The organism is Neobacillus sp. NPDC093182, from assembly GCF_044754045.1.
This window is the reverse complement of record NZ_JBIVOI010000004.1, coordinates 107,605-132,366: the sequence shown is the minus strand read 5'-3', so window position 1 is coordinate 132,366 and position 24,762 is coordinate 107,605. Positions and strand designations below refer to the sequence as shown.

Here is a 24,762-nt window from a genome sequence, read left to right as displayed (position 1 = left end):
AGGTGGTGCAGCCATTGAAAATTATTCGACAGATGAAAAGATTAAGTGCTAAAAATAAACCTCATATGCGGGAGCAGAGCGTTCAAGAGCAAGGTAACAACGAGGGTTTAAGGGGCATTCTTGAGGAAGATTTTCAGCGGATCAAACAGCTTTTTGAAGGGGCTGCCGATTTTGCTTATCGGGAAATTAAGATCAACGCTGCTTACTCGGCAAACATTTTATACCTAGATGGGTTAGTCAATGTAGAAAGGATGGAATTACATGTCATTCATCCAATAGTAAAGGCTAACGAGAAATTACCGAGGAATGCTGAAATAACCATAGATAATATAAAAGGGGTTCTTAGTTCAGCACAAGTAAAGCAAGGGGCAACCTTTCAAGAAGTGATTGATCAAATTTTAGCAGGTGGAACGATTTTACTCATGAATGGCTCGAAAAGTGCACTTTTTATTAGCGAGCAGTCATGGGAGCAGCGCTCGGTTGATGAACCAGCGTCGGAAGCAGTCGTCATAGGTCCAAGAGAAGGTTTTACCGAAAATATACGAACGAATGGAAGTATGATTCGAAGAAGGTTAAAAACAACGAAACTAAAGTTTGAATATATGAAGCTCGGAGGCCTTTCTCAAACGGAAGTGATGATTACTTATCTTGAGGATATTGCCCAGCATTCGATTGTAGAGGAGGTTCGGAGCCGATTAAAGCGAATTGAGATTGACGCCATTGAGGATAGCGGCTACATTGTCGAATTTATCGAGGATCAGCCCTTTTCGCTGTTTCCCCAGGTGCTGCAGACGGAACGGCCGGATCGCGTGGCTGGTAATCTTCTCGAAGGGAAAGTCGGAATTTTGGTAGACAACAGCCCATTTGCCCTTATTGTTCCGGTCACTTTTTTTGAAATGATGAATTCTCCTGAAGACTATTATGGAAGGTTTATCATGACTTCGTTTATTCGGTTTATCCGCTATTTATTTTTAGCTGTTGCTTTATTGTTTCCTTCTATTTATATTGCGGTGACCACCTTCCACCATGAATTACTGCCGACCAATCTGATATTTAGTGTCGCGGCCTCAAGGGAAAAGGTGCCGTTTCCAGCGGTGGTTGAAGCATTGTTAATGGAAATAACCTTTGAGGCATTGCGTGAAGCGGGGCTCCGATTGCCGCGACCGATCGGATCGACTGTCAGTATTGTCGGTGCATTGGTGGTGGGGCAGGCAGCGGTTGAAGCTGGAATTGTTTCGGCTCCATTGGTCATTGTGGTCGCAACGACAGGGATTGCGTCGTTTATGTTTCCAAGTTATCCCTTAACAGGAGCGATTCGCCTTCTTCGCTTTTTTATGATTTTTTTAGCTGCGACGCTAGGATTTTATGGCATTCTGCTTGGGATTTTCTTTATATTGGTTCATCTCGTCCAACTTCGGTCGTTTGGTGTACCCTATATGGCTCCAATCGCTCCCTTTCATTTTAATAATCTTAAAGATATATTTATTCGGGCTCCATGGTGGAAAATAAATGAACGTCCACATGAAACAGGAAAAAGGAATTTGAAACGGTTAAGCTCCCGGAAACCTAAATATTAGTTCGTTTTTCACAGGACAGGATGGTCTTAATGAAAGTAATGAGAATGCTTTTAATTTGGGGAATAACACTGATTTTGCTGACAGGTTGTTGGAACCGGGTTGAAATTAATGATATTGCTATTGTGACAGCCATTGGCTTAGACCTTGTCGAGGACGATCAACTCCGCTTAACACTTCAAGTGGCTGTTCCCTCAAAGTTAGTAACGGGAGGCACAGGTGAAAGCGGTGGGAAAAGCACCATTGTCATTTCAGAAACGGGTGCATCGGTATCGGAAGCATACCGTAATATACAAGGAAAGCTGTCAAGACGGATCTTTTTTTCCCAAAGCCGTGTCCTTTTGATTGGTGAGGATTTAGCTAAAAAGGGAGTCTTTCATATTGTTGATTTCCATACACGGTACGCTGAGCCCCGAATCAATAGTTTTATTATGTTCACAAAGGGTAAAGCCTCTAAAATCATCAATAGTATGCCAAAATTTGAGAGTGTTTCGGCAGAGGAAATGAGAGAGCTGGCCAAAATGAGTGTGGGGTTTAAAATTTATGTCAGGGATTTTCTCAATATGCTTCTGACAGAAGGTATAGAACCCTTTGCTTCACAGTTTACCTTAAAGCCATTAGAGGTGAATACAAAAAATAAATCAGGTGAAACTCAGGCTGTAAATGGAATCGCTGTGTTTAAAGGGGATAAGCTAGTTGGCTGGATGGATGAGGTTGAAACGCGAGGCCTATTATGGCTGCGTAATGAAATCAAAACGGGTGTTATTACCATCAACATCCCTGAGGAAAAAGGCGGGGGAAACATTAGTATGGAAATCGTAAGAGGTGAAACGAACATTGTTCCCATACTCAAACAAGGGGAATTAAAACTGGACGTGGATGTGGTCACAGAATTGAGTGTAATCGAGAATGACTCAAAGTTAAACCTCTTTGAAACAAAGGTAATCGAGGAGATTCAAACATATGCTGAGGAGGAAATTAGCAAGAGAATTGAAATGATCGTAGAAAAGGCACAAAAGGAGTATGAGTCAGACATTTTTGGCTTTGGCCAATCAGTCTACAAGAAATATCCGAAGGAATGGAATACACATTATAAAGAGAACTGGGAGAACGAATTTGCCCAAAAAAAGGTTGCCATCCATTCTAAAGCCTTTGTAAGGAGAATCGGTTTAATTAAATGATAAAGAGGAATGAAAAATGCTCAAGATTTTAATGATGATTTTCATCTTTGCGGTAATTTTTGCATGGGAAATTCCACAGTTAGTACGAAAAGGGGAAATGAAAGAATTGGTGGTATTTTCATTTCTAGCTTTAATCGGATTGGCATTAAGTATTTTAATGGTGGTACGCTCGTTTATTTAGGTGATGTTTTAGTGGGTTGTTGGAGTGATTCTTGCAGACGGCCTTGATAAGTCCTGCCTGGGGAATGGGTTCAGCGTTCCCGACTGCATATCAGGACTATAACAAGTAAAGTGTGATGCACATGGTTCCGTTTCAAAAGGGACTTTGTGAAAAAGTAAGATAGGAGGGAAAACGATGAACAAAGGACGCGTTCTAAGCGGAAGACATCGACTTCCGTCGTTCCGAGCCTGCCCTGCAACGTGCCACCAACCGTTTATCGGTTACAGGAAAACAATAATAGTTATATATGGAACCCCTGCTGGTCGACGGACTGGCGGGGGCTTTTAATTTTTAGTTGTATGGATTCAGATTCGATAATTATCAGTCTCTTTCGAAGATTAGTTTTATTGATTTACACCGGATTGACATATAACGTATTATGATGTTATATTTGATTGAATATTTTGTAAATTGCATAAAGATAGATGAACAGCCAGATGAAATCATTGTATTACAAAGGAAAAAGCTGCGTTTTGAAACCCGGTATTTTCTTAAAATTAGGCAGGTGAATTAGATGTTAAAACAAGATATCTCAATTCCTTTATATATACAACTAAAGGAATCAATACGTAGCTCTATTATAAATGGTCATTTAAAATACGGGGACAAAATTCCAACTGAATTGGAGTTAAGCGAAGAGCACAAAATTAGTAGGATTACGGTTCGAAAGGCAATTCTTGAGCTTGTAGAGGAAGGCTACCTTGTGAAAAAGCAAGGGAAGGGAACATATGTGAATAAGCGAAAAATTGAGAGGAAAATTGTCCATTTTTTGAGCTTTAGTGATGCATGTAAGGCAAATGGTCTAAAGCCAAGCAGTATCGTCACGAAAAAGGAAATTATCCAGCCGACCCCAAGGGATCAAAAATTACTGCAGTTGGTTGAAGGTGACGCGCTATTATTGATTCAGAGAGTAAGATATGCAGCAGATTCACCGATGATGCTCGAAAATAACTATTTCTCGTATAAAGAGTACCATACTTTATTAAATGAAACTTTAGAAGGATCAATTTACCAGGTGTTGGAGAAAAAGTTAAATACAAAGCCGACCCATGCTGGTGAAACTTCTTTGGAAATTGTTAGGGAAAGTGAAGACGAAATGGAACTCCTGAGTGTTGCCAGTGGTGAACCGTTATTTTATTTAGAGAGTATTGTGTATGACGAAAATGATCGGCCTATCCATATTGGAAAACAATATATTGCAGGCGATAGTTATAAGTTTATTTTTAATAATACTATTTGAGGGCGGGGTAAAAAATAGATGAAGTTAGTGATTTTTGATATGGATGGTTTGTTATTTGATACGGAATGGCCCTCGTTTCAGGCCTTACAGGAAGCGGTTAAGAAGAGAGGCTTTGCATTTACGATGGAGAACTATAAGCAGTTAATCGGGCTGCCGCACGGTAAGTCACGGGAAGTCATGCAGCAAATGTATGAAGGGAAACTTCCATATGAGGAAATGATTGAGGAGTATCGCGAGAGGTTTAAGGAGAATTTGGCAAATGAGGGTATCGGTGTCAAGCCGGGTGCCATACAACTTCTAGATGCACTTGATGAGCGGAAAATGAAAAAATGCATTGCTTCCTCTAGTGCACGGGAAACAATTGCAGAATATTTGAAGCAGACAGGACTTGAAGACCGTTTTGATTTTTATATTAGTGGCAATGAAGTGAAAAATGGTAAGCCTCATCCGGACATCTTTTTAGAAGCGTGTAAGATCGCCGGGGAGTCTGTGGAGTCTGCATTAGTGTTAGAAGACTCATTTAATGGTTTGAAGGCAGCGTTTGCGGCAGGGATTCGTTGTGTTTTGGTGCCCGATTTGATTGAGCCGACGGAGGAAATGAAGGAAAAGGCGTTTAGGATTGTAGAGGATTTAGAAAAAGTGATCGCGTTATTGGAATAGCCTTTATATGAAATAAGGGGCTTTATATTTTTTTGAGTCGAGACAGGGCTAGGGTTGTCGAAAATTAATTAACAGAATCTTTAAAAGTGTTTGACTTGTTAGATTAAAGATTATATAATCTCATTAAGACATCATATGATGTCATATAACCACTAGGGGGTAAAGGAAATGAAAACTGAACATGTTAATCAAATTGCGGCTGCTATTAATGCAGTTAAAGCAACAGAAGTGAAGAACGTATATTTTGTGGCTTGTGGAGGTTCAATGGCATCCCTGGCAACTGGGGATTATTTCTTAAACAGAGAAATTAGCATTCCAAGCAGAGTTTACACTTCAAACGAATTTGTTCATGTGAACCCACCGGGTCTTGGTGAAGGAAGTGTAGTTATCCTTCGATCTCATTCAGGGACTACACCTGAAACGGTTGCAGCAGCTAAATTTGCCCGAGAAAAAGGCGCAGTTACGATTGCGATTTCCATGGAGGTTGATTCTCCACTATGTCAAGAAGCCGAGTATACAGTTCATTACAACTATAAGGATGGCTCAGATGCGATTGACGGAGAAACTGGTGTATATTACAGCTTAATTTTCGGTATTTTGAATGCGGTTTCACCGAATGAAAAATACGAAAGAGTTTTAAATCAACTAAATAATTTGGAAACCCTTTTTGAATCAAATAGAAAATTGACTTATGACCGTGCATTCCAATTTGGAAGCGAGTACAAGCGTGATAAACTGATTTATACAATGGGAAGCGGTGCTTACTACCACCAGGCATATTCGTTCACAAGCTGCTTGTTAATGGAAATGTTATGGATCCACTCTAATGCGATTCATTCTGGCGAATACTTCCACGGACCATTTGAAGCAACTGACTTTGATGTTCCATTCCTAATTATTAAAGGAGAAGGTGCTACTCGTCCATTAGATGAAAGAGCGATTAACTTTGCACAAAAATTCAGTAAAAAAGTTGAAGTTGTTGATGTAGCGGAATTAGATTACACAGGTATTGATGAAGATCTTAAAGAATATTTTGGTCCAGCTCTTGCAGGTGTTGTATTACGTCAATATGCAGATGGATTGGCAGAGCATACAGGCCACCCGCTTTCAGTAAGACGCTATATGTGGAAAATGGAATATTAATCTGCCAACATTAGTCACTTAACAACCCGGGTTCAACATGATAGATTATAAGAAAGATTTTCTAATATACTTATGGGACACGATTTTACAAGTGGACAAGGTTCAGTTGAAGGTTAATCTAATCTACGTTGTTGACTAGGACACTTAATTGAACTCACTCCATTTCATTATTTTAAAATTTATAATCAGAATATTTTAAAGGGAGTGAAAAAATGAAAAGATTTTTAGCCATTTTCATGACAGTTCTTTTATTAGCATTAACAGCTTGTTCCTCCTCAGCAGGAAACGAAGAAAAAAAATCATCTGATAAAGATGTAGTGGAAATCGATTTCTTCCATAGATGGCCGAATGAACCACGGAAATCTTTCTATGATCAGAAAATCAAAGAATTTGAAGACGCTAATCCAGGTGTTAAAATTAATGTCAATTCCGTTCTAAACGATTCTTACAAAGAGAAAATTAGAGTCCTTGTTTCCAACGACGATCTTCCACATGTTTTCTCATCTTGGTCTGATTCATTTGCTGCTAATCTAGTATCATCTGGTCGTATTATGGAGTTAGATGATGTTTTAGCAGAGGATTCTGAGTGGGCAGGAAAATTCATTCAGTCTCAGTTTGCCGGTTTTACATTTGATGAAAAGAAGTATGGTGTACCATTTACGGTTGACGGAAAGGCATTCTTCTATAATAAGGAAGCCTTCGAGAAAAATAATCTTGAAGTCCCTAAAACCTATAAAGAATTTATCGCAGTTCTAGATAAATTACAGGATGCTGGCTATGAAACGCCGTTAGTAGAAGGTTTAACCAATGGATGGGCGATTTCTCATTACATGGGTACTATTTTCCAAAGGGTTGTTGATCCTGCTGTAACAGCAAAAGATTATAACGTCGAAACAGGTGAATTTACAGATCCAGGTTATATTAAAGGTTTAGAAATCTTCAAGGAACTTACTGATTACATGGGAGATCTCTCAACTGCAATTGACCACGAAGCTGCAAGAAATATGTTTGCTAGTGGTGAGGCACCAATCGTTTACATGCAATTTGCTGAAGTTAAAATGGTAGAAGATCAAGGTATGAAAGATTTCGGTTTCTTTGACTTCCCTGAAATCGAGGGCGGTAAAGGTGATTCTAAGGCACTTACTGGTGCACCTGAAGGATGGATGTTAAGTAAAAATGCACCAAAAGAAGCAGTTGAATTCTTTAAGTTCTTAACATCTGAAGAAACTGCTTACGATTTCACAAAAACAGATGGACAATTGAATGCCGTACAGGGTGCTGTTGATGAAGGCAATACTTCTCCTGCCAGATTAGAAGCTTATGAAATCGTCACAAATGCTTCTGCAACTACACCATGGTTTGATAATGCTGTTAATATCAATATTGCGGATATCTTCATGAGAGGCGGACAGACATTAGCAAATGAGCAAACGACTCCTGAAGAAATTATGAAGGAAGTACAAGCTGAAGCAAAACGTTTGAAAAAGTAGAATGAATTCCCCTTCCCCAAGATTCGAGGACAGTGTTCCTCGAGTCTTGGGGAAATCTAACAAACGAGTCAAAAATATTAGGGGTGGAGTCAATGCAAAGAAGGAAATTTAATATTATCCCTGTACTATTCTTATTGCCGAGCATCGCCTTGCTGCTCGTATTTGTCTATATTCCGCTTATACAAAATTTTTACAATAGCTTCTTTGATTTTTCAGTTTTCTCTCAAACAAAAACGTTTGTTGGTTTGGACAATTTTAAAAACCTATTAGCCGATAAAGTAGTAAGTGTTGCACTTCTCAATAACGTTAAGTACGCAATCATTTCTGTGATCTTACAGGTCGGATTTGCTTTAGTGTTAGCTTATATATTGGAAGATAAATTATTTCACAGAGTAGCCCCTTTCCTTAGGGTCGTTTACTTCATGCCAGTTATGATTTCCATTTCTGTTGTTGCTTTACTTTTTGGGTTTGTTTACAACCCGCAAATGGGACTTTTAAACAGTTTCTTTGAATTAATTGGTTTGGAAAACCTGAAAGAGGTATGGCTAGGCAATGCTGAGACAGCCATTTATTCCGTCATTGCAATGTCACAATGGCATAGTATTGGGTTTGTTACCCTTTTATTTATTGTTGCGATTCAGAAAATTCCGAAAGAGCTTTACGAAGCTGCTGATATAGATGGAGCTGGAAAAATAAGAAAGTTTTTTAGCATTACAGTACCACAAGTAAGAGAAGCTATATTTGTAAACACGTTAATTACGATTACTGGATCTATGCTCGTTTTCAACGAACCTTATATTCTGACGAATGGCGGACCAGGCTTTAGTTCAACGGTTATGTCTGTACATATGTATCAGACTGGATTTGTGAAAGATAACATGGGCTATGCTTCCACACTGGCGATTATTATCTTTATTTTGACAGCGGTGCTGGCGCTAATACAAATTAAATTGTCTCGCACGGGAAAGGATGATTAACATGGAGCAGGTAATAAAACCATCTGTGGAGCAGGTAATAAAACCATCCCGGAAACTACGAAAATTTAGTATCGGCCAATTTTTCACCATGTTAATGTTAGCGGCTTTTGCAATCGTCATCCTTTATCCGCTTCTTTGGATGGTTATCTCTTCGATGAAGAGCTATAATGAAATCTTTAATGATGTCTGGGGCTTACCTAGTACTTGGATTGTTGAAAACTACTCACTTGCCTGGTCAAAAGGTATTTCCGGCTATTTTATGAATAGTTTGTTCGTCACAAGCCTAACGATTATTGCGGTTCTGATTATTGGTTCGATGTCGGCATTTGTGCTGGCCAGATATAAGACAAGATGGATTGACATTGCGCTGATTTTTACCATCGGTGCAATGATGATGAATCCACAGGTTGCCTTAATTCCGTTGTTTAATATCCTTACTTCGCTAGATTTAATCAATACCCATTGGGCGTTAATTTTAACGTATATCGCTTATCGATTGCCATTAACGATTTTGCTCTTGAGAGGGTATTTTTTAAGTATTCCAAAAGAACTGGAAGAGTCGGCCATTATAGATGGATGTACGGAATTCGGTATCTATCGAAGAATCTATTTGCCGATGTCCGTGCCGATTTTGTTGACAACGATCGTATTAACTGCTTTCTTTGCATGGAATGAGTTCTTATTTGCCACGATCTTTATTGATTCGGAAGTATTGAAAACGATTCCATCAGGGTTAATGAACTTTAGAGATGCCTTACGTACAGATTGGGGCGTACTCCTTGCGGGGATGGTACTCGCTTCGCTTCCAATGATTGCGCTGTTAATCTTCTTGCAAAAGTATCTAGTTCAAGGACTGTCTGAAGGTTCTGTAAAAGGTTAAAGAAAGGATGAGCACGTTGAAGATTATTGCAATTGGAGATAATGTGGTAGATTGTTACTTGGATCAGGGGAAGTATTATCCTGGCGGTAACTGTGTCAATGTCGCTGTAAATTGTAAGCGATCAGGAGCAGAAGATGTCAGTTATATTGGGATTTTTGCCACAGACGATAAAGCAGACCATTTGAAAAGCGTTCTTGAGCTGGAAGGTATTCCTTATCACCGCTCACGTGTGGCAGAAGGGATCAGTGGACAACCCCGAGTAAATCTTACTGAGGATGGCGATCGTGTATTTGTAGGCGGACCAAAGAATACGGTTCAACATATCTTAAAGTTAAAACTTACCCCTGAGGACTATGAATATATTAAAGAGTTTGATGTTGCTCATACTAGCTGCTATAGTTCAATGGAAGAAGAACTTCCGGGCATGGCGCAGCATATTAACATATCCTATGATTTCTCGGATAAATATAATGCCGCCCAGCTTGAAAAGGTTTGCCCTTCTATCACACACGGTTTTTTCTCTGGGGCTCATTTAAGTGATGAGGAGCTGGAGAATTTAGTAGAGGAGCTAGGAAAATACTCTCTTGAAACGATCGGTATTACTAGAGGTTCAAAGCCTGCTCTTTTTATTCATCAAGGTACAAAGTATTATCAAGAAGTGTATGAAACTGAAATCGTCGATACGATGGGAGCAGGGGATAGCTTCATCGCTGGGTTTTTGACAGCCTTCTACAATCATAAAGATATGAAGGATGCCTTAGATTTTGCCGCTAAACGAGCAAGTATTACTTGCGGTTTTTATGGCGGGTTCGGCTACCCGAAGGATTTGGAATAGCATAAATGTTATAGCCTTACGCCATCAGGTAAAGGCTATTAATTTTCTTTGAGAACTAGTTTTTGAGTCGTTTTCTTATTATAATTACTATAATTACTAAAAATATGGAAAGTTACAGAAGAGGTAAATTATGAATAAGGAAAAATCGGTTGAAACAGAGAGCCCGGTGTTTTTATACGATCAGGTAAAGCATGGCATTATGGAAATGATTACTACAGGAAAAATTGTCTCTGGGCAGAAACTACCTAATGAGAAGGAATTATGTGAAACCTTCAACACGAGTCGAATTACAATTAGACGTGCGTTAAAGGAACTTGCAAGTGAAGGGATTATTGAAATCATTCATGGTAAAGGGACCTTTGTCAAAAACGTGAAACAAAAAATCCATATTCTTAATTTGCAAGGCTTTTCGGAATTGTCAGTAGCAACAGGGGATGGAAGTTTCACAAAAGAAATTTTGGTCAATCAAATTGAAACCGCTGACAAAGAGCTTATGCAGTATTTTGAACGTAATGAGCCATTTGAAGTGGTGAAGCTTGTACGACTTATAAAGGATGGAAACAATATCTTTAGTGTTGACTTTGCTTATTTACCTTGTGATATATACCCTGGCATTTCTGAAAAAATAAAGGATAATGTTTCAACCTTTAAAGTTATACATGGTGATTACGGAATAAAGTTCGGCAAAGCTCGGAAGGAAATGGAGTTTATACTTCCTCCTCAAGATTTAAGCAAGCTTCTTCAAGTCTCACGAATGGAAACCGTCATTCAAGTTAAGAAAGTAATAAAGGATGATCATGAAAGACCGGTACATTACTCCGTGTACTACCTCCTTGCTAATAAAGTAAACTTCTATATTGACGTCGATATGGACAGTGATTTTGATTTAACGAAATAATGTAAAACAAAGACCTTTGGCTTGTGGCATGGGTCTTTGTTGTTTTTATACATATACTTTGTGATTCACTTCTTAATATTTTTGGAGTTGGCGAGCAAGCTATGTTTTGTTTTGGCTATAAGGCTAGGTAATTTGGGACAGTGGTGCAGGTACTGATGGAATTGATTAGGCAGGTAAACAAAGGGTTTTGGCAGGTAAAATCGGGAGGCAGGCAGGTAAGAGAACCAAATTGGCAGGTAAGTTGAAAATCGTAATTAAGGTTTATGGTTTGGCGGGGGAAATTTTGCTTATTATCTCTTGGATATGGAGGATTTAATAGCTTGGCCAGTCTTGCGACTGGTACTTATAGGAATTTAGTAGGATGTTGATTATATTTATTCCTTTTTAATAGAAAGTTTAGAATGATTTGGTATATTGTGAATATGATGGTGTTGATGGGTTGTACGATTTCTTATTTAGTTATTGAGTTTTAGTTGGAGGTAAATTGATGTTTTGTATGAAAGGGTACGATTTGGTGTATTTTTTATGACAATTCTCACTGACAATAATAGGTTTTTGTTGTTAAATGTCGAATAGAGGGACTAAATGGCTCTTGCGAGCCAGGGACTAGGCACGTCATCTTTCGCTCCGCTGCAGATCACGTGCATGAAGTTCAGGGTTTTACAATTCGCTTTTGCGTCATCTCTGGAGTGATTTCAGGGAGTCTTTTCTGCGAGATCACGCAACGCTCAGGGGGTGGGGCCCTTGTGTCGGAAAACCAGGCTGCGGACAAAATTGGAAATTCTATCGCCATGTGCTAACGCACATTGCGCTTCCGCTGTCGCGTAAGCTTGCAAAACTTCCCATTGCAAGGCGTTTTTGAGAGCGAGCTCTCAAACGCTTGCAATGGGAAGTTTTGCGGCGATAGAATTTCCAATTTTAATGGGGGGGTGTTGTCGACACAGGTTTGTAACAATGCTATAATGTTATCGGTTACAAATTTCATTGTTATGAAAATTTACAACATTGGAGGGGATGGGCATGGAACTTTTGAATTTATATCAGAATAATTATCTGATAGTTTTTGTGTTCCTCTGTCTTGGGGTGCTGCTGCCGTTGGTGGCGTTATATTTAGGTAAGCTTTTGCGTCCTCATAAGCCGAGTGTCGAGAAGTATACCACATATGAAAGCGGTATTGATCCATTTCACGATTCCCGTGTACAGTTCAATGTCCGCTATTATATTTTTGCCCTTATGTTTGTTATTTTTGATGTAGAGACTGTATTTTTATATCCATGGGCGGTTGCCTATGATAAGCTTGGAGTTTTTGCGTTAATTGAGATGTTGATTTTCGTCATTATGCTGTTGATTGGCTTAATCTACGCTTGGAAGAAGAAGGTGCTACGATGGACTTAAAACTAGATGACCTTTCACCACAGGAAATGAAAGAGTTAGAAAGAAATGTGTTTTTTGCGACGCTGGAGCAAATTAAAGCATGGGCACGCAGTAATTCATTGTGGCCGATGACATTTGGTCTGGCTTGTTGTGCGATTGAAATGATGGGTACGGGCGGAGCTAACTATGACCTTGACCGATTTGGGACCATCTTCCGTACGTCTCCAAGGCAATCAGATTGCATGATTGTATCCGGTACGGTTACGAAGAAGATGGCGCCGATTGTCCGCCGTTTGTATGATCAAATGCCAGAGCCGAAATGGGTTATTGCGATGGGGTCTTGCGCAACTGCAGGAGGTCCGTATGTGAAGTCTTATTCTGTTGTTAAGGGTGTCGATCAAATCGTCCCTGTTGATGTTTATATCCCTGGATGCCCGCCAAACCCGGCCGCATTAATTTATGGAATCAATAAATTAAAGGAAAAGATTCGCTATGAGGCGAAGACTGGGAAGAAGGTGATCTAACCGATGAGCGGGGAGAAGGATCTCGATCAATTAAAAAGAGAAGCGGCTGAGAAAGCGAAGGCGGCAGCGTTAGCGAAGCGTCAGGCGAAGGCAGCAGGAGAATCTCAAGGTACTCCGAAACAGGAGGACAAACCTGCTGAACAAGCGCTTAATCAGGATGATAAGCCGGCCCAACCAGAGCAGCCAGCGGGAACACCAGCAGAAGATGGTGCGGACCTTGCGAAGAAAAAAGCAGCAGCGGCGGCGAAGGCAAAGGCGGCTGCACTCGCAAAGAAAAAGCGTGAAGGTATTGTGGAGGAAGAAGCTCCTGCTCCTGTTGAAGCAGTTGAAGAAACTCCAGCAGCATCTGAAGCGCCAGAGGATGGAGCCGATCTTGCAAAACAGAAAGCTGCAGCAGTAGCAAAGGCAAAAGCGGCCGCCGCGGCAAAGCGGAAAGCGATGGAGTTAGCTGCAGGTAATACGCCGGCAGAAGAAACACCAGCAGCGGAAGCTGAAGCAAGCGATGACAGTGATGACCTTGCGAAGAAAAAAGCAGCAGCAGTAGCAAAGGCAAAAGCGGCGGCGGCAGCGAAGCGGAAAGCGATGGAGTTAGCTGCAGGCAATGCGCCGGCAGACGAAACACCAGCAGCAGAAGCCTCAGAGGATGGAGACGACCTTGCGAAGAAAAAAGCAGCAGCAGTAGCAAAAGCGAAAGCAGCGGCAGCGGCGAAGCGTAAAGCAATGGAGCTTGCAGGTGAAAGTGCATCAGCGGAAGAACCTGCAGGAGATGACGCTAAGGCAAAAGCGGCAGCAGCAGCCAAAGCGAAAGCAGCGGCGGCAGCGAAGGCAAAGGCAGCAGCAGCGGCCAAAGCCAAGGCAGCTGGAACCGGTGAGGCAGACACTGCGGCGACTGGCGATGATGAAAAAGCGAAAGCGAAAGCAGCAGCAGTTGCCAAAGCGAAAGCGGCAGCAGCAGCGAAGGCAAAAGCAGCAGGCACTGCAAAAGGTGGCGACGTATCGCCAGCCGATACGGTCGATCAACCATCACCAAATCAGCCTTTCTTAGACAAGTACAGAAAGGTTATTGAGGAAAACTTAGGCTCTGATGTTTTAGAAGATTCTTATATTAATAAATTATCGAAAGATGTTCCAACACTTGTTGCAAAGAAAGATACATATTTCAAGGTAGCTCAATTTTTAAAATACAATGAGCTCCTAGGGTTCGATTATCTCTCTGAGCTGCATGGAACTGATTTTGTAACACATATGGAAGTATATGTTCACTTATTCTCATACAAAAATCGCCAATCAGTGGCGTTAAAAGTGAAGATTGACCGCGATGAACCAACAATCGAGTCCTTGCAGCCTATTTGGGCAGGCGCTAACTGGCCTGAGTGCGAAGCTTATGATTTACTAGGAATTAAGTTTACCGGACATCCGAATTTACATCGGATTATGCTAGGAGAAGATTGGGTTGGCCATCCACTGCGTAAAGATTATGAACCGTTTGATGTGGAGGTGTAACCAGTGATCAGAACAGAAGAAATGCTGCTAAACGTCGGTCCTCAGCATCCAAGTACGCACGGAGTATTCCGGCTGGTTGTCAAGATTGATGGGGAAATCATTACCGAAGCAACCCCAGTCATCGGTTATTTACACCGCGGAACGGAAAAATTGGCAGAGAACCTGCAATATACACAGATTATCCCTTATACGGACCGGATGGACTATTTGTCCGCGATGACAAACAACTATGTCATCTGCCATGCCGTCGAAACCATGATGGGAATCCAAGTTCCGGAACGTGCCGATTTCCTTCGTGTCATGGCGATGGAATTAGGACGTATTGCCAGCCACCTGGTAGCATGGGGAACTTATATCCTCGACCTTGGTGCGACAAGCCCGTTCATTTATGCGTTCCGCGACCGTGAAATGATCATTAACATGCTAAACGAACTATCAGGTGCTCGTTTGACCTTCAACTATATGCGTGTTGGCGGGGTAAAGTGGGACGCTCCAGAAGGCTGGGTTGACGGGGTAAGGGAATTTGTTCCTTATTTGCGTGAACAGCTGAAGGGTTATCATAACCTCGTTTCTGGAAATGAAATCTTTTTAGACCGTGTAAAAGGGGTTGGCGTTTATTCAAAAGAGGACGCTATCAATTACTCACTCAGCGGTCCAAACCTGCGCAGTACAGGCGTGAAATGGGACCTTCGTAAAGATGAGCCATATTCAATCTATGACCGTTTCGACTTTAATGTCGTCACAAGGGACGAAGGGGATTGTTTGGCCCGTTACCATGTACGCCTTGAAGAAATCGAAGAATCATTGAAAATCCTTGAGCAGGCATGTGAACAATTCCCTGCTGAAGGTGAGATTATGGCTAAAGTGCCAAAGATTATCAAAGCACCAAAAGGGGAAGCTTTTGTAAGAATTGAATCTCCGCGTGGAGAAATCGGCTGCTACATCTCAAGCGATGGTAAAAAAGAACCGTATCGCTTGAAGTTTAGAAGACCTTCATTCTATAATCTGCAAATTCTTCCGAAATTATTAGTAGGCGAAAATATTGCAAACTTGATTGCGATTTTAGGGGCAGTTGACATTGTCCTTGGGGAGGTGGACGGCTAATGGTAGAGGATTTACTCCAATCCAGTCCAGGCTTGATGAACTTTGGAATCTTCTTTTTACTTGCCGTTGTCTTACTATTAGTAGTCTTAGGTTTCGTAACCTATGCCATATTAGCAGAGCGAAAGGTTTTAGGATACATGCAGGCCCGTCACGGTCCTAACCAGCTTGGCGGTAAATGGGGATTATTACAGACGGTAGCGGACGTTCTTAAACTTTTATTAAAAGAAGACGTTATTCCGAAGGCAGCCGACAGGCCGTTATTTATCCTGGCGCCAATCATTGCCTTTACTCCAGCCTTTATGGTACTCGCAACTATCCCATTCACTGACAAATTTCAATTTGCCGATATCGGGGTTGGCTTGCTCTATTATATCGCTGTTTCTGGGATGACCGTATTTGGAATGGTCCTCGGCGGCTGGGCGTCCAACAATAAATATGCGCTCCTAGGGGGCATGCGTGCAGGCGCACAGATGATTTCCTACGAAATTCCGCTTGTTATGTCCGTTTTGGGTGTCATTTTATTAACAGGAAGCTTGAATTTATCTGATATCGTACTACAGCAGGAGCATGGCTGGTTCATTCTTTATCAGCCGATTGCCTTTATCGTGTTTTTCATCGCATCCATTGCAGAATTAAACCGGACACCATTTGACCTTCCTGAATCAGAGAACGAACTGGTTGCCGGATACTTTGTTGAGTACTCAGGATTCCGCTGGGCATTCTTTATGCTCACAGAATATGTTTACATGTTTGCGATGTCATCCTTAATCACCGTCATCTTCTTAGGCGGATGGCTGCCGCCGCTGGATATCTTAGGATTTATTCCGGGCGCAGTATGGTTTGCACTCAAGTTCAGCGTAGTGGTCTTTGTTTACATGTGGCTGCGGGCTACACTTCCTCGTTTCCGAATTGACCGATTAATGGAATTCGCGTGGAAAGTACTATTCCCAGTTGCATTAGCAAACATTTTCTTAACAGCGTTAATCAAAACATTATTTTTCTAGGGTGAGTGGCACCTCGGTGACAGGCACCACATTAGAGTAATTCTAAATAAACAAAGGGGTGAAAAACGTGCTTGGATTTACAAAAGGCTTGAAATATACCCTAAAACAGCTGACGAAAGAAAAGGTAACTTATAATTATCCAGATGAGCCGCTTCCGCTTCCGGACCGCTTCCGCGGCATTCAAAAGTTCTATCCGGAAAAGTGTATCGTGTGTAATCAGTGCATGAACATTTGCCCGACAGAATGTATTAATTTAACGGGTAAAAAACATCCGGATCCAACGAAAAAAGGGAAAATCATTGATACGTATGATATCAATTTTGAGATTTGTATCCTATGTGACCTTTGTACGGAGGTTTGCCCGACTGAAGCGATTGTCATGACCAATAACTTTGAGTTAGCGTCATACAGCCGTGATATGTTATTTAAAAACCTTGAATGGTTAGATGAGAACGACGAAAACGTACGGCAGGTGAATAAACCATGACAATCTCAGGCGAGTTTATCGCATTTATGGGCCTCGCGCTTGTCGCCATCATTGGCGGTGTCTTGTTATTGAACCTTACTAAAGTCGTGCACATGGTCGTGGCCCTCATTTTTACGTTTGTCAGCATTGCCGGAATTTACGTGCTGCTGTCAGCTGAATTTGTCGCAGCCGTTCAAATCTTGATTTATTCCGGTGCGATTACGATTATCATGTTATTCGGGATCATGTTAACGAAGCATGATGATGAAGGGGAAACAACCACAGGCAAAGGAAGAAAGGTTCTATTATTTTTAGGCATACTTGGATTTGCAGCGGCTGTCTACATTGGAATCTATGATTTCAACGTGGTACAGGTACCAACAGACTTACATGTGGACAATACAATGAAAATAGGGGAAGCCCTTTACTCTAAATGGGTCATCCCATTTGAATTAACATCTGTTTTACTATTAGTGGCACTTGTCGGAGCGATTATCCTCGCGAAGAAAGACGAGAAGGAGGGTGACAAGGAATGAGCTCAGTTCCTGCTTCAGCCTTCTTGGCACTCGCGTTGATACTATTCTGTATCGGACTATACGGGGCATTGACAAAACGAAATACCGTCATCGTCCTTATCTCGATTGAATTAATGCTGAATGCTGTTAATATTAACCTGGTAACCTTCAGCAAATACGGTGTAGCACCATCCATCACCGGTCAAATCTTCGCTCTGTTCACGATTTGCGTTGCCGCTGCAGAAGCAGCCGTCGGTCTAGCCATCTTAATGGCCTTATACCGCAACCGCAAAACCGTCAACATCGACGATATGGACACAATGAAAAATTAGATAAGGTTAGGTTTCAAAATTTTTTCTACTGTGCGGTGCCTGTCACCGCAGAAAGACACTGTCCGTCTCAGGTGGACAAATTGGTAATAATTGGTGTGCATCCTCGGTGGACGATTTCTCTGAGCGGTGACAGGCACCATTTCTAAAAAAGGGGATTGTGATGATGATGGAAAATGCATGGATCATACCGCTTTTCCCGCTATTATCGTTTTTGATTCTTCTTCTATTTGGTAAGCGGCTGAGGGATGTGAGTGCGTACGTAGGTATTCTGCTTACGTTGGCCTCGCTTGTATATTCGTTGTTGGTGTTGTTCGAGCGTTTCACTGAACCAACGTATAAGACTTCAACGGAGTGGCTCAGGATAGGAGATATTTCTTTAACAGCGGGCTTTGAAGTGAATCAATTGAATGCATTAATGCTTGTAATTGTCTCGCTCGTCAGCTTCCTGGTACATACATATTCAAAGGGATATATGCACGGGGATGAGCGGTTTCCAGTATTCTATGCCTATTTAGGACTATTTACGTTTGCGATGCTTGGGCTTGTCATCTCGCCAAACCTGCTGCAAACTTATATTTTCTGGGAGCTCGTCGGAGTCGGTTCCTTCCTCTTAATCGGATTCTATTTCTACAAAGAAGAAGCGAAGGCTGCGGCAAAAAAGGCGTTCATTATGACCCGTATCGGGGACGTTGGTCTCTTAATCGGGATGATTTTATTATTCTGGGAAACAAACAGCTTTGAATACAGTGAAATTTTCCGTGCCATTGAGGCAGGCGCTGTATCAAGCACAATGATCACTCTAACAGCCATCTTAATCTTCATCGGGGCGGTTGGTAAATCAGGTCAGTTCCCGCTTCATACATGGCTGCCGGACGCGATGGAAGGTCCGACACCAGTTTCGGCTTTAATCCACGCGGCGACAATGGTTGCTGCCGGTGTTTACTTAGTTGCTTCTCTTTTCCCTCTGTTTGCAGCGAGTGAAACAGCACTATTAACTGTAGCAGTCATCGGTGCATTTACAGCGATCTTCGCTGCCAGCATTGGACTTGTACAAACCGATATTAAACGTGTTTTAGCCTATTCAACGGTCAGCCAGCTCGGTTATATGATGCTTGCGCTTGGCTCTGCAGGCTATGTTGCGGGTGTTTTCCACCTAATGACACATGCTTTCTTCAAAGCATTGCTGTTCTTAGCTGCCGGAAGCGTCATCCATGCGGTTCATACACAGAACATCGAAGAGATGGGCGGTCTTTGGAAAAAGCTAAAGCTTACCGCACCATTATTCTTAATTGGAACACTTGCTATCAGCGGTGTACCATTATTTTCAGGTTTCTTCAGTAAAGATGAAATTTTAATCGCAGCCTGGGAAGGCGGACATCCAGTCTTGTTCTTACTCGCGCTTGCAGCGGCATTTATGACCGCGTTTTATATGTTCCGCTTGTTCTTCATGGTTTTCACCGGAGAATCACGGACACCAATGAAAAATGTACACGAATCACCATCGATGATGACGTTCCCAATGATCATTCTTGGCGTATTAGCGGTTATCGCTGGTTATGTGCAAACACCGTTCAATCACAACTTGGGCGAATGGCTTGTGGATGGTAACCAAGCATTAGGTCATGGTCATGTCGAAGGTCCGATTTGGATTATGATTGCAGCAACTGTCGTTTCCTTAGCAGGTATCTACCTTGCTTACCTGATTTACTATAAGCGTTCACTCGCACGCAACTGGCTGTCAGGCAGCGGCGATACCTTGCACAGTATTCTTTACAACAAATATTACATTGACGAATTCTATCAAATGTCAGTAGTGGCAGTCACAAAGGGTATCAGCTACTTCTTACGTTTCATCGATGAATTCCTGGTCGAAGGAATCATGAAGGGTGTGGCAGGGATTGTTCAAGGTCTTGGAGCAGCTGGATCGAAGCTGCAAACCGGTCAAACACAAACCTATGCAGCTGTGGCATTTATCGGCTTAGCACTGCTTGCGGTCATCTTTGTGTTAACAGGGGGGTACTTATAAAATGGATCTTTCTTTCGTTCTATCACTATTAGTATTCTCCCCTTTACTCGGAATTATCGTTTTAGCGTTCATGCCTAAAACAGAGGAAAAAAGTATTAAAATCGTCGGCTTCTTAGCAACACTGCCTGCACTGGGTATTGCAATCGGCCTTTATCTCCATTACCTCGCGGGTAAGGATTTGAGCGATTTTAACGTGGCAAAGGAATGGATTACCTTCGGAGGCCTGCAAGGTGCTGAAGCAGGATTCTGGAAAGTAAACTATGAACTTGGCGTTGATGGCTTCACGATGCTTTTAGTTGTACTAACAGCAGTAGTGGCAACACTGGCTGCCATTGCCTCCATTTATGTTAAACATGAGTGGAAAGGCTACTTCATGCTATTCCTACTATTAGAAATCGGTATGCTTGGAGTTTTTACAGCTGAAAACTTAATTCTATTTTTCTTATTCTTTGAAATTACCTTAATCCCAACCTTCTTCTTAATCGGAAAATGGGGTTATTTTGAAAAAGAAAAAGCCGCTTACAGTTTCTTAATCTATAACGGTTTAGGCTCTGCCGTACTGTTAATTGTGATTATGATTCTTTTTGCAAAAACAGGAACCACCAATATTGACATGCTGACGCAGATCATGAGCGATCCGAACGTTCCGATGACAAGCGGATTAAAATTAGGCTTATTGATTGCGCTCTTAGTCGCTTTTGGCGTTAAGCTGCCAATCTTTCCGTTACACAGCTGGATGTTGCGCGTCCACGTTCAAGCGCCTCCATCGATTGTTATGATTCACTCTGGTATTCTATTGAAAATCGGTGCGTACGGGTTAATTCGCTTTGGAATGGGAATTTTCCCGGAGCAGTTTGAAACCCTTGCGGTACTCTTGGCCGTCCTTGGAGTGGTAAACCTTCTCTACGGAGCGTTCCTAGCGTTCATTCAAACAGACTTTAAAATGGTGTTGGCTTACTCTTCGATTTCACACATGGGAATCGTGTTAATTGGGTTAGCAGCACTGAATGAAGCCGGCGTACAAGGCGCGATTTTCCAAGTGGTTTCCCACGGTTTAATCTCAGCCCTGCTATTCTTCTTAGTCGGTGCATTCTATGAGCGTACAGACACCTCTCTTATGGAAAACCTTGGCGGAATGGCAAAAGGAATGCCGATTGCTTCAGGCTTCTTGCTTGCAGGTGCATTAGCGTCACTCGGATTGCCGGGGATGTCCGGCTTCGTCAGTGAATTTATGGCGTTTTTAGGATTATTTGAAGAATTGCCATGGATTGCCGCGGTCGGCTGTATCGGTATTATCATGACCGCTGTATATTTATTACGTGCCGTGCTCGGCATTACCTACGGTCAAGCACATCGTGACTTTACCGGAGTCGTTGATTTGAAGGGCGTCGAATTCGTACCGGTTGTCGTGCTAATCGCTTTAATCGTTTTAATTGGAGTAGTACCAAGCGTTCTAAGCTCACCGCTTCAAGCCACACTTGAAACAATTATGCTAGGGTTAGGAGGGTGATGAAGGATGAGTCTTGAGGAATTAACATCATTTAACTGGAGCATCATGACACCAGAGTTCATCATCGTTGGTGTAGCAGCGCTTCTCACAGTAATCGATTTATTTATGCCGAAAAAACAAGATCGCCGAATCCTCGGATGGATCGGAATTGTTGCGATTTTCGCGGCAATGGTTTCCCTAGTAGGACTGCTTGGTGCAGCGCCTGATTCCATTTTAGAGGACACCTTCCGTCTTGATTCTTTTGGAAAAGCATTCAAACTCCTTCTGCTTGCAGGGGCAGCGCTTGTATTATTTTTAGCTGTCTCCTACAAGGGTGATGAGGGGATGGAAGAATACCGCGGTGAATTTTATTATTTATTCCTAACCGGATTACTCGGCGGAATGATCATGACATCCAGCGGTGACTTAATTACCTTATTTATCGGTTTAGAGTTGTTATCGATTTCTTCCTATATTTTAGCTGGTATTCGAAAAAATAATTTGCAATCAAACGAGTCGGCCATGAAATATGTCATCAACGGTTCGATTGCTACTGCAATTACACTGTTCGGTATGAGTTATGTATACGGACTAACAGGAACAACCAACTTGTTAGCCATTGCTGGAACACTTCAGGCCTTGGCTGATGCACAGCATGCATACTTGCTAGGACTGGCATTCTTAATGATCTTCGTTGGATTAGGCTTTAAATTGGCGGCAGCTCCATTCCATATGTGGGCGCCAGACGTTTATCAGGGTGCACCAACACCGGTTACAGCGTTTTTAAGCGTTGTTTCGAAAACAGCTGGCTTTGTCATTGTGGCACGGATTTTAATTTCTGTGTTTGGTGTAGCAGCTACAGAAGGTCCTGGCTCGATGCCAATTCTTTATAACATGCAGGACTATATCGCGGTCGTTGCCGGAGCTACGATGATCATCGGAAACGTTGTCGCTCTGAAACAAAGCAATATTAAAAGAATGTTTGCGTACTCAAGTATTGCGCACGCCGGTTACATCCTTGTGGCGTTTACAACACTGAGCTCGAACTTCTTTTACACTGTTTGGTTCTATTTATTAGCATACTTGTTCATGAACCTAGGCGCTTTTGCAATTATCCAGTTAGTGGAGGCAAAAACAGGTTCAACTAAGATTGCTGATTTCGCAGGATTATACCGCCGTTCACCTGTATTAGCGGTTACGATGGGAATCTTGTTGATTGCTTTAGCCGGTTTCCCAGGTACTGCAGGCTTCATCGGGAAGTTGAACATTTTTATCGGTGCCTTTATGGGTCAGGAACCGCATTATGTCTTGGCGTCTGTTATGATTGCCACAACTGTAGTGTCATATTTCTATTACTTCGGTATCATGACACAAATGTTCTTCCGCCCAGCAGCAGACGACAGCAAGTTCGCGAACATTCCATTTGGAATCATAGTTGTTTTAATTGTGACTGTCGTAGCGTCAATCCTGTTTGGTATATTCCCAGACATCGCCATCGACTTCGTGAACGAAAATTTCAACCAATTCTCAGACTTTCTACAATAGACCGGCAACTTTGGGGGAAGGACCCGGTCTAGGTCAACAAGAGGGGTCACGATATAAAGTAAAAGAAGAGGCATGGGGGCCTCTTCTTAACAAGCAAAACGGTCCTTTAAAGGGACCGTTTTTTTTGTGGTTATTACTGAATTGGATCTGGGACTTGTCTCTTTTCGTGGAGATCATCCTTAGAATCACTATTCTTCATTTCATTGCCAAGCCTCTTCAGTTCATCCCAATCTTGTGCCATTGAGCTATTGTTTGCTTCCGCTAATGTATTCCTGTCATCCTGATTAGGAGTCATTCTATTCTTGGTTAAAACTAAAATTTTACCTTCTTTAACGGAGTTCCCGTAGTATTCGGCTTCATCGTCTGGAATTCCTATTGCTATTAGTGCTCCCGTTAATCCGCCTAAACCTGCACCCGCTACGGCTCCAATTAAACTTGAAGCAATCGGACCCGCAGCGATAATCGGGCCAACTCCAGGGATTGCCAGCGCACCTACTCCTACTAGCAATCCTGTTAACCCGCCGAGTGTTCCACCTGCCAAAGCACCTGTAGCCGCAGTTTCTTCCGCAACCGTACCTGTCTCATCCGCAATATAATTCACATTTTTGAGGTCTTTACCAATGACACAGATATCTTGTTTGTCGTATCCCTGTTTTACAAGATTCTCAATCGCAATAATCGCTTCCTGTTCGGATTCATAAACACCTACAACATTCTTTTCAATCCTGTCCATTTTTATTCCTCCTCCTTTATTCGGTTTGAAAGATTTATAGTTTGGTAGTATTACACAATGACTATCTTGATAACCTATCCTTTACTTTCCCAACTTCTTCTTGTACTTTCCCTTTAGCTTGATCGACTTTCCCTTCGGTTTCCGTGGAACGGTCATCCGTCAGTTTACCCCATTGCTCTTTTGCTTTCCCTTTGACTGTATCTACATATCCATTCATTTTATCCTTGTTCATTTTGTTACGCCTCCTTGTTTTATTTACTGCATAACCAATGGTTACTGGTTAACACCATCACTAACACCGTTATCTTCAACTTTCTTCTCTAACTCTTTTTGTGCTTGTTTTAATTCTGTTTCAACTTTATTGATGGTTTCTTCGGCCTTTTGTTTTGTGTTTTGATCTACTGCATCCTTCTGTTGTCCATCACTGGTCCCATTATCTTGGTCGACCCCGTCGCCGCATCCCGTTAATCCGGCAAAGGTAAGGGAAACAGCTAATCCACCAACTAGTAAACTTTTCTTCATGGTTAACACCTCCAGAAATGTTCGTACTATGCAGGGTTTTAAAGTAAAGAATCCCGATACCAAAGCGAGTTATTATAGGAATGTAGTGGTAATTTAGCTAGCTTCTGTTTTGCAGCCTCTATTAAACTCATGCCTCTTTAGCTCCCTTCGTCGTGTTTTGTTCTGCTCTATTTATATTCCCATTAAAAAAGATTTGAAACTTTTTTTAGTAGAAAAGTGCTCACAATCCGTTTTCTTTCTATTTAATAGTTTTTTTAAAAAAATATTTGGTTGATAGAAAATGAACATTTTTTGTTTAGGTCACTTACTAAAAGGGTAAATGCATACTAGACAAATTAAAGGAGGAAATAACAATGGAAAAAACGTGGAAAAAGAAATTAATCATGACAGGTATGGTATTTGCTTTAACATTTGGTGCTCTGACAGGCTGTGGAGACGGAGTGGATCAGGATAATGGAGTAACGGATGGAGAACAAAAAGATGAGATGGAAAATAAAAATCCAGAAACAAACTAAACAGCGGAAGTA

General features: G+C 41.8%; 26 protein-coding genes. 23 read left to right on the top strand and 3 right to left on the bottom strand.

The features are described 5' to 3' along the window. Nucleotides 1-14 precede the first annotated feature (14 nt). From ACIQAA_RS09720 to nuoN, 22 genes are all read left to right on the top strand, one after another. The gene (locus ACIQAA_RS09720) at nucleotides 15-1,577 is read left to right on the top strand and encodes a spore germination protein (RefSeq protein ID WP_402618248.1); all 1,563 of its coding nucleotides are present in this window, start codon (nucleotides 15-17) and stop codon (nucleotides 1,575-1,577) included. A gap of 29 nt (nucleotides 1,578-1,606) precedes the next feature. Further along, nucleotides 1,607-2,755 carry a Ger(x)C family spore germination protein gene (locus ACIQAA_RS09715; protein ID WP_402618245.1) on the top strand — a complete coding sequence of 383 codons (1,149 nt, stop codon included), beginning with the start codon at nucleotides 1,607-1,609 and terminating at the stop codon, nucleotides 2,753-2,755. A gap of 16 nt (nucleotides 2,756-2,771) precedes the next feature. Further along, nucleotides 2,772-2,936, top strand: coding sequence for a hypothetical protein (locus tag ACIQAA_RS09710; RefSeq protein WP_402618242.1), 165 nt, complete (start codon nucleotides 2,772-2,774; stop codon nucleotides 2,934-2,936). A 553-nt stretch (nucleotides 2,937-3,489) separates the two neighbouring features. Beyond that, entirely contained in the window at nucleotides 3,490-4,215 is a 726-nt protein-coding gene (locus ACIQAA_RS09705) for a GntR family transcriptional regulator (protein ID WP_402618240.1), read from the top strand. A gap of 18 nt (nucleotides 4,216-4,233) precedes the next feature. Next, entirely contained in the window at nucleotides 4,234-4,875 is a 642-nt protein-coding gene (locus ACIQAA_RS09700; protein WP_402618237.1) for an HAD family hydrolase, read from the top strand. 168 nt (nucleotides 4,876-5,043) lie between these two features. Then, the gene (locus tag ACIQAA_RS09695) at nucleotides 5,044-6,018 is read left to right on the top strand and encodes an SIS domain-containing protein (RefSeq protein ID WP_402618234.1); all 975 of its coding nucleotides are present in this window, start codon (nucleotides 5,044-5,046) and stop codon (nucleotides 6,016-6,018) included. Nucleotides 6,019-6,230: 212 nt separating this feature from the next. Continuing rightward, complete coding sequence (locus ACIQAA_RS09690) at nucleotides 6,231-7,508, top strand: ABC transporter substrate-binding protein (RefSeq protein ID WP_402618231.1); 1,278 nt, start codon at nucleotides 6,231-6,233, stop codon at nucleotides 7,506-7,508. Between the two features lie 92 nt (nucleotides 7,509-7,600). Beyond that, the gene (locus ACIQAA_RS09685) at nucleotides 7,601-8,485 is read left to right on the top strand and encodes a carbohydrate ABC transporter permease (protein ID WP_402618228.1); all 885 of its coding nucleotides are present in this window, start codon (nucleotides 7,601-7,603) and stop codon (nucleotides 8,483-8,485) included. Between the two features lies 1 nt (nucleotide 8,486). After that, nucleotides 8,487-9,365: a carbohydrate ABC transporter permease gene (locus tag ACIQAA_RS09680; protein WP_402618226.1), complete on the top strand. Its 879-nt coding sequence runs from the start codon at nucleotides 8,487-8,489 to the stop codon at nucleotides 9,363-9,365. A 7-nt stretch (nucleotides 9,366-9,372) separates the two neighbouring features. After that, the gene (locus tag ACIQAA_RS09675) at nucleotides 9,373-10,200 is read left to right on the top strand and encodes a PfkB family carbohydrate kinase (RefSeq protein ID WP_402618223.1); all 828 of its coding nucleotides are present in this window, start codon (nucleotides 9,373-9,375) and stop codon (nucleotides 10,198-10,200) included. Nucleotides 10,201-10,330: 130 nt separating this feature from the next. Next, entirely contained in the window at nucleotides 10,331-11,098 is a 768-nt protein-coding gene (locus ACIQAA_RS09670; protein ID WP_402618220.1) for a GntR family transcriptional regulator, read from the top strand. Nucleotides 11,099-12,118: 1,020 nt separating this feature from the next. Beyond that, complete coding sequence (locus tag ACIQAA_RS09665) at nucleotides 12,119-12,493, top strand: NADH-quinone oxidoreductase subunit A (RefSeq protein WP_179599056.1); 375 nt, start codon at nucleotides 12,119-12,121, stop codon at nucleotides 12,491-12,493. After that, entirely contained in the window at nucleotides 12,484-12,996 is a 513-nt protein-coding gene (locus ACIQAA_RS09660) for a NuoB/complex I 20 kDa subunit family protein (protein ID WP_063254614.1), read from the top strand. The genes ACIQAA_RS09665 and ACIQAA_RS09660 overlap by 10 nt, the downstream gene beginning before the upstream one ends. A gap of 3 nt (nucleotides 12,997-12,999) precedes the next feature. Next, a complete protein-coding gene (locus tag ACIQAA_RS09655) occupies nucleotides 13,000-14,499 on the top strand; it encodes an NADH-quinone oxidoreductase subunit C (protein WP_402618215.1) in 1,500 nt (499 codons plus the stop codon). Nucleotides 14,500-14,502: 3 nt separating this feature from the next. Continuing rightward, the gene (locus ACIQAA_RS09650) at nucleotides 14,503-15,603 is read left to right on the top strand and encodes an NADH-quinone oxidoreductase subunit D (protein WP_179598638.1); all 1,101 of its coding nucleotides are present in this window, start codon (nucleotides 14,503-14,505) and stop codon (nucleotides 15,601-15,603) included. After that, entirely contained in the window at nucleotides 15,603-16,607 is a 1,005-nt protein-coding gene (gene nuoH / locus ACIQAA_RS09645; protein WP_402618212.1) for an NADH-quinone oxidoreductase subunit NuoH, read from the top strand. The genes ACIQAA_RS09650 and nuoH overlap by 1 nt, the downstream gene beginning before the upstream one ends. Before the next feature lie 67 nt (nucleotides 16,608-16,674). Continuing rightward, nucleotides 16,675-17,094, top strand: a complete 420-nt coding sequence (nuoI, locus tag ACIQAA_RS09640; RefSeq protein ID WP_063255622.1) for an NADH-quinone oxidoreductase subunit NuoI — start codon at nucleotides 16,675-16,677, stop codon at nucleotides 17,092-17,094. Next, on the top strand, nucleotides 17,091-17,609 hold the full coding sequence (locus ACIQAA_RS09635) for an NADH-quinone oxidoreductase subunit J (RefSeq protein WP_063255621.1): 519 nt from the start codon (nucleotides 17,091-17,093) through the stop codon (nucleotides 17,607-17,609). Before nuoI ends, ACIQAA_RS09635 begins: the two co-directional genes overlap by 4 nt. After that, the gene (gene nuoK / locus ACIQAA_RS09630) at nucleotides 17,606-17,920 is read left to right on the top strand and encodes an NADH-quinone oxidoreductase subunit NuoK (RefSeq protein ID WP_063255620.1); all 315 of its coding nucleotides are present in this window, start codon (nucleotides 17,606-17,608) and stop codon (nucleotides 17,918-17,920) included. Before ACIQAA_RS09635 ends, nuoK begins: the two co-directional genes overlap by 4 nt. Nucleotides 17,921-18,083: 163 nt before the next feature. Next, a complete protein-coding gene (nuoL, locus tag ACIQAA_RS09625; RefSeq protein ID WP_402618207.1) occupies nucleotides 18,084-19,946 on the top strand; it encodes an NADH-quinone oxidoreductase subunit L in 1,863 nt (620 codons plus the stop codon). 1 nt (nucleotide 19,947) lies between these two features. Next, complete coding sequence (locus tag ACIQAA_RS09620) at nucleotides 19,948-21,456, top strand: complex I subunit 4 family protein (protein WP_402618204.1); 1,509 nt, start codon at nucleotides 19,948-19,950, stop codon at nucleotides 21,454-21,456. A 6-nt stretch (nucleotides 21,457-21,462) separates the two neighbouring features. Next, complete coding sequence (nuoN, locus tag ACIQAA_RS09615; protein ID WP_402618201.1) at nucleotides 21,463-22,980, top strand: NADH-quinone oxidoreductase subunit NuoN; 1,518 nt, start codon at nucleotides 21,463-21,465, stop codon at nucleotides 22,978-22,980. A gap of 133 nt (nucleotides 22,981-23,113) precedes the next feature. Here nuoN and ACIQAA_RS09610 read toward each other — a convergent pair whose 3' ends face one another. From ACIQAA_RS09610 to ACIQAA_RS09600, 3 genes are all read right to left on the bottom strand, one after another. Next, nucleotides 23,114-23,713, bottom strand: coding sequence for a general stress protein (locus ACIQAA_RS09610; RefSeq protein WP_402618198.1), 600 nt, complete (start codon nucleotides 23,711-23,713; stop codon nucleotides 23,114-23,116). Nucleotides 23,714-23,774: 61 nt separating this feature from the next. Continuing rightward, on the bottom strand, nucleotides 23,775-23,945 hold the full coding sequence (locus ACIQAA_RS09605) for a CsbD family protein (RefSeq protein ID WP_402618195.1): 171 nt from the start codon (nucleotides 23,943-23,945) through the stop codon (nucleotides 23,775-23,777). Nucleotides 23,946-23,986: 41 nt separating this feature from the next. After that, complete coding sequence (locus ACIQAA_RS09600) at nucleotides 23,987-24,235, bottom strand: hypothetical protein (protein ID WP_402618192.1); 249 nt, start codon at nucleotides 24,233-24,235, stop codon at nucleotides 23,987-23,989. Between the two features lie 353 nt (nucleotides 24,236-24,588). Here ACIQAA_RS09600 and ACIQAA_RS09595 point away from each other — a divergent pair, with 353 nt between their 5' ends. Continuing rightward, complete coding sequence (locus tag ACIQAA_RS09595) at nucleotides 24,589-24,750, top strand: hypothetical protein (RefSeq protein ID WP_402618189.1); 162 nt, start codon at nucleotides 24,589-24,591, stop codon at nucleotides 24,748-24,750. Nucleotides 24,751-24,762 lie beyond the last annotated feature (12 nt).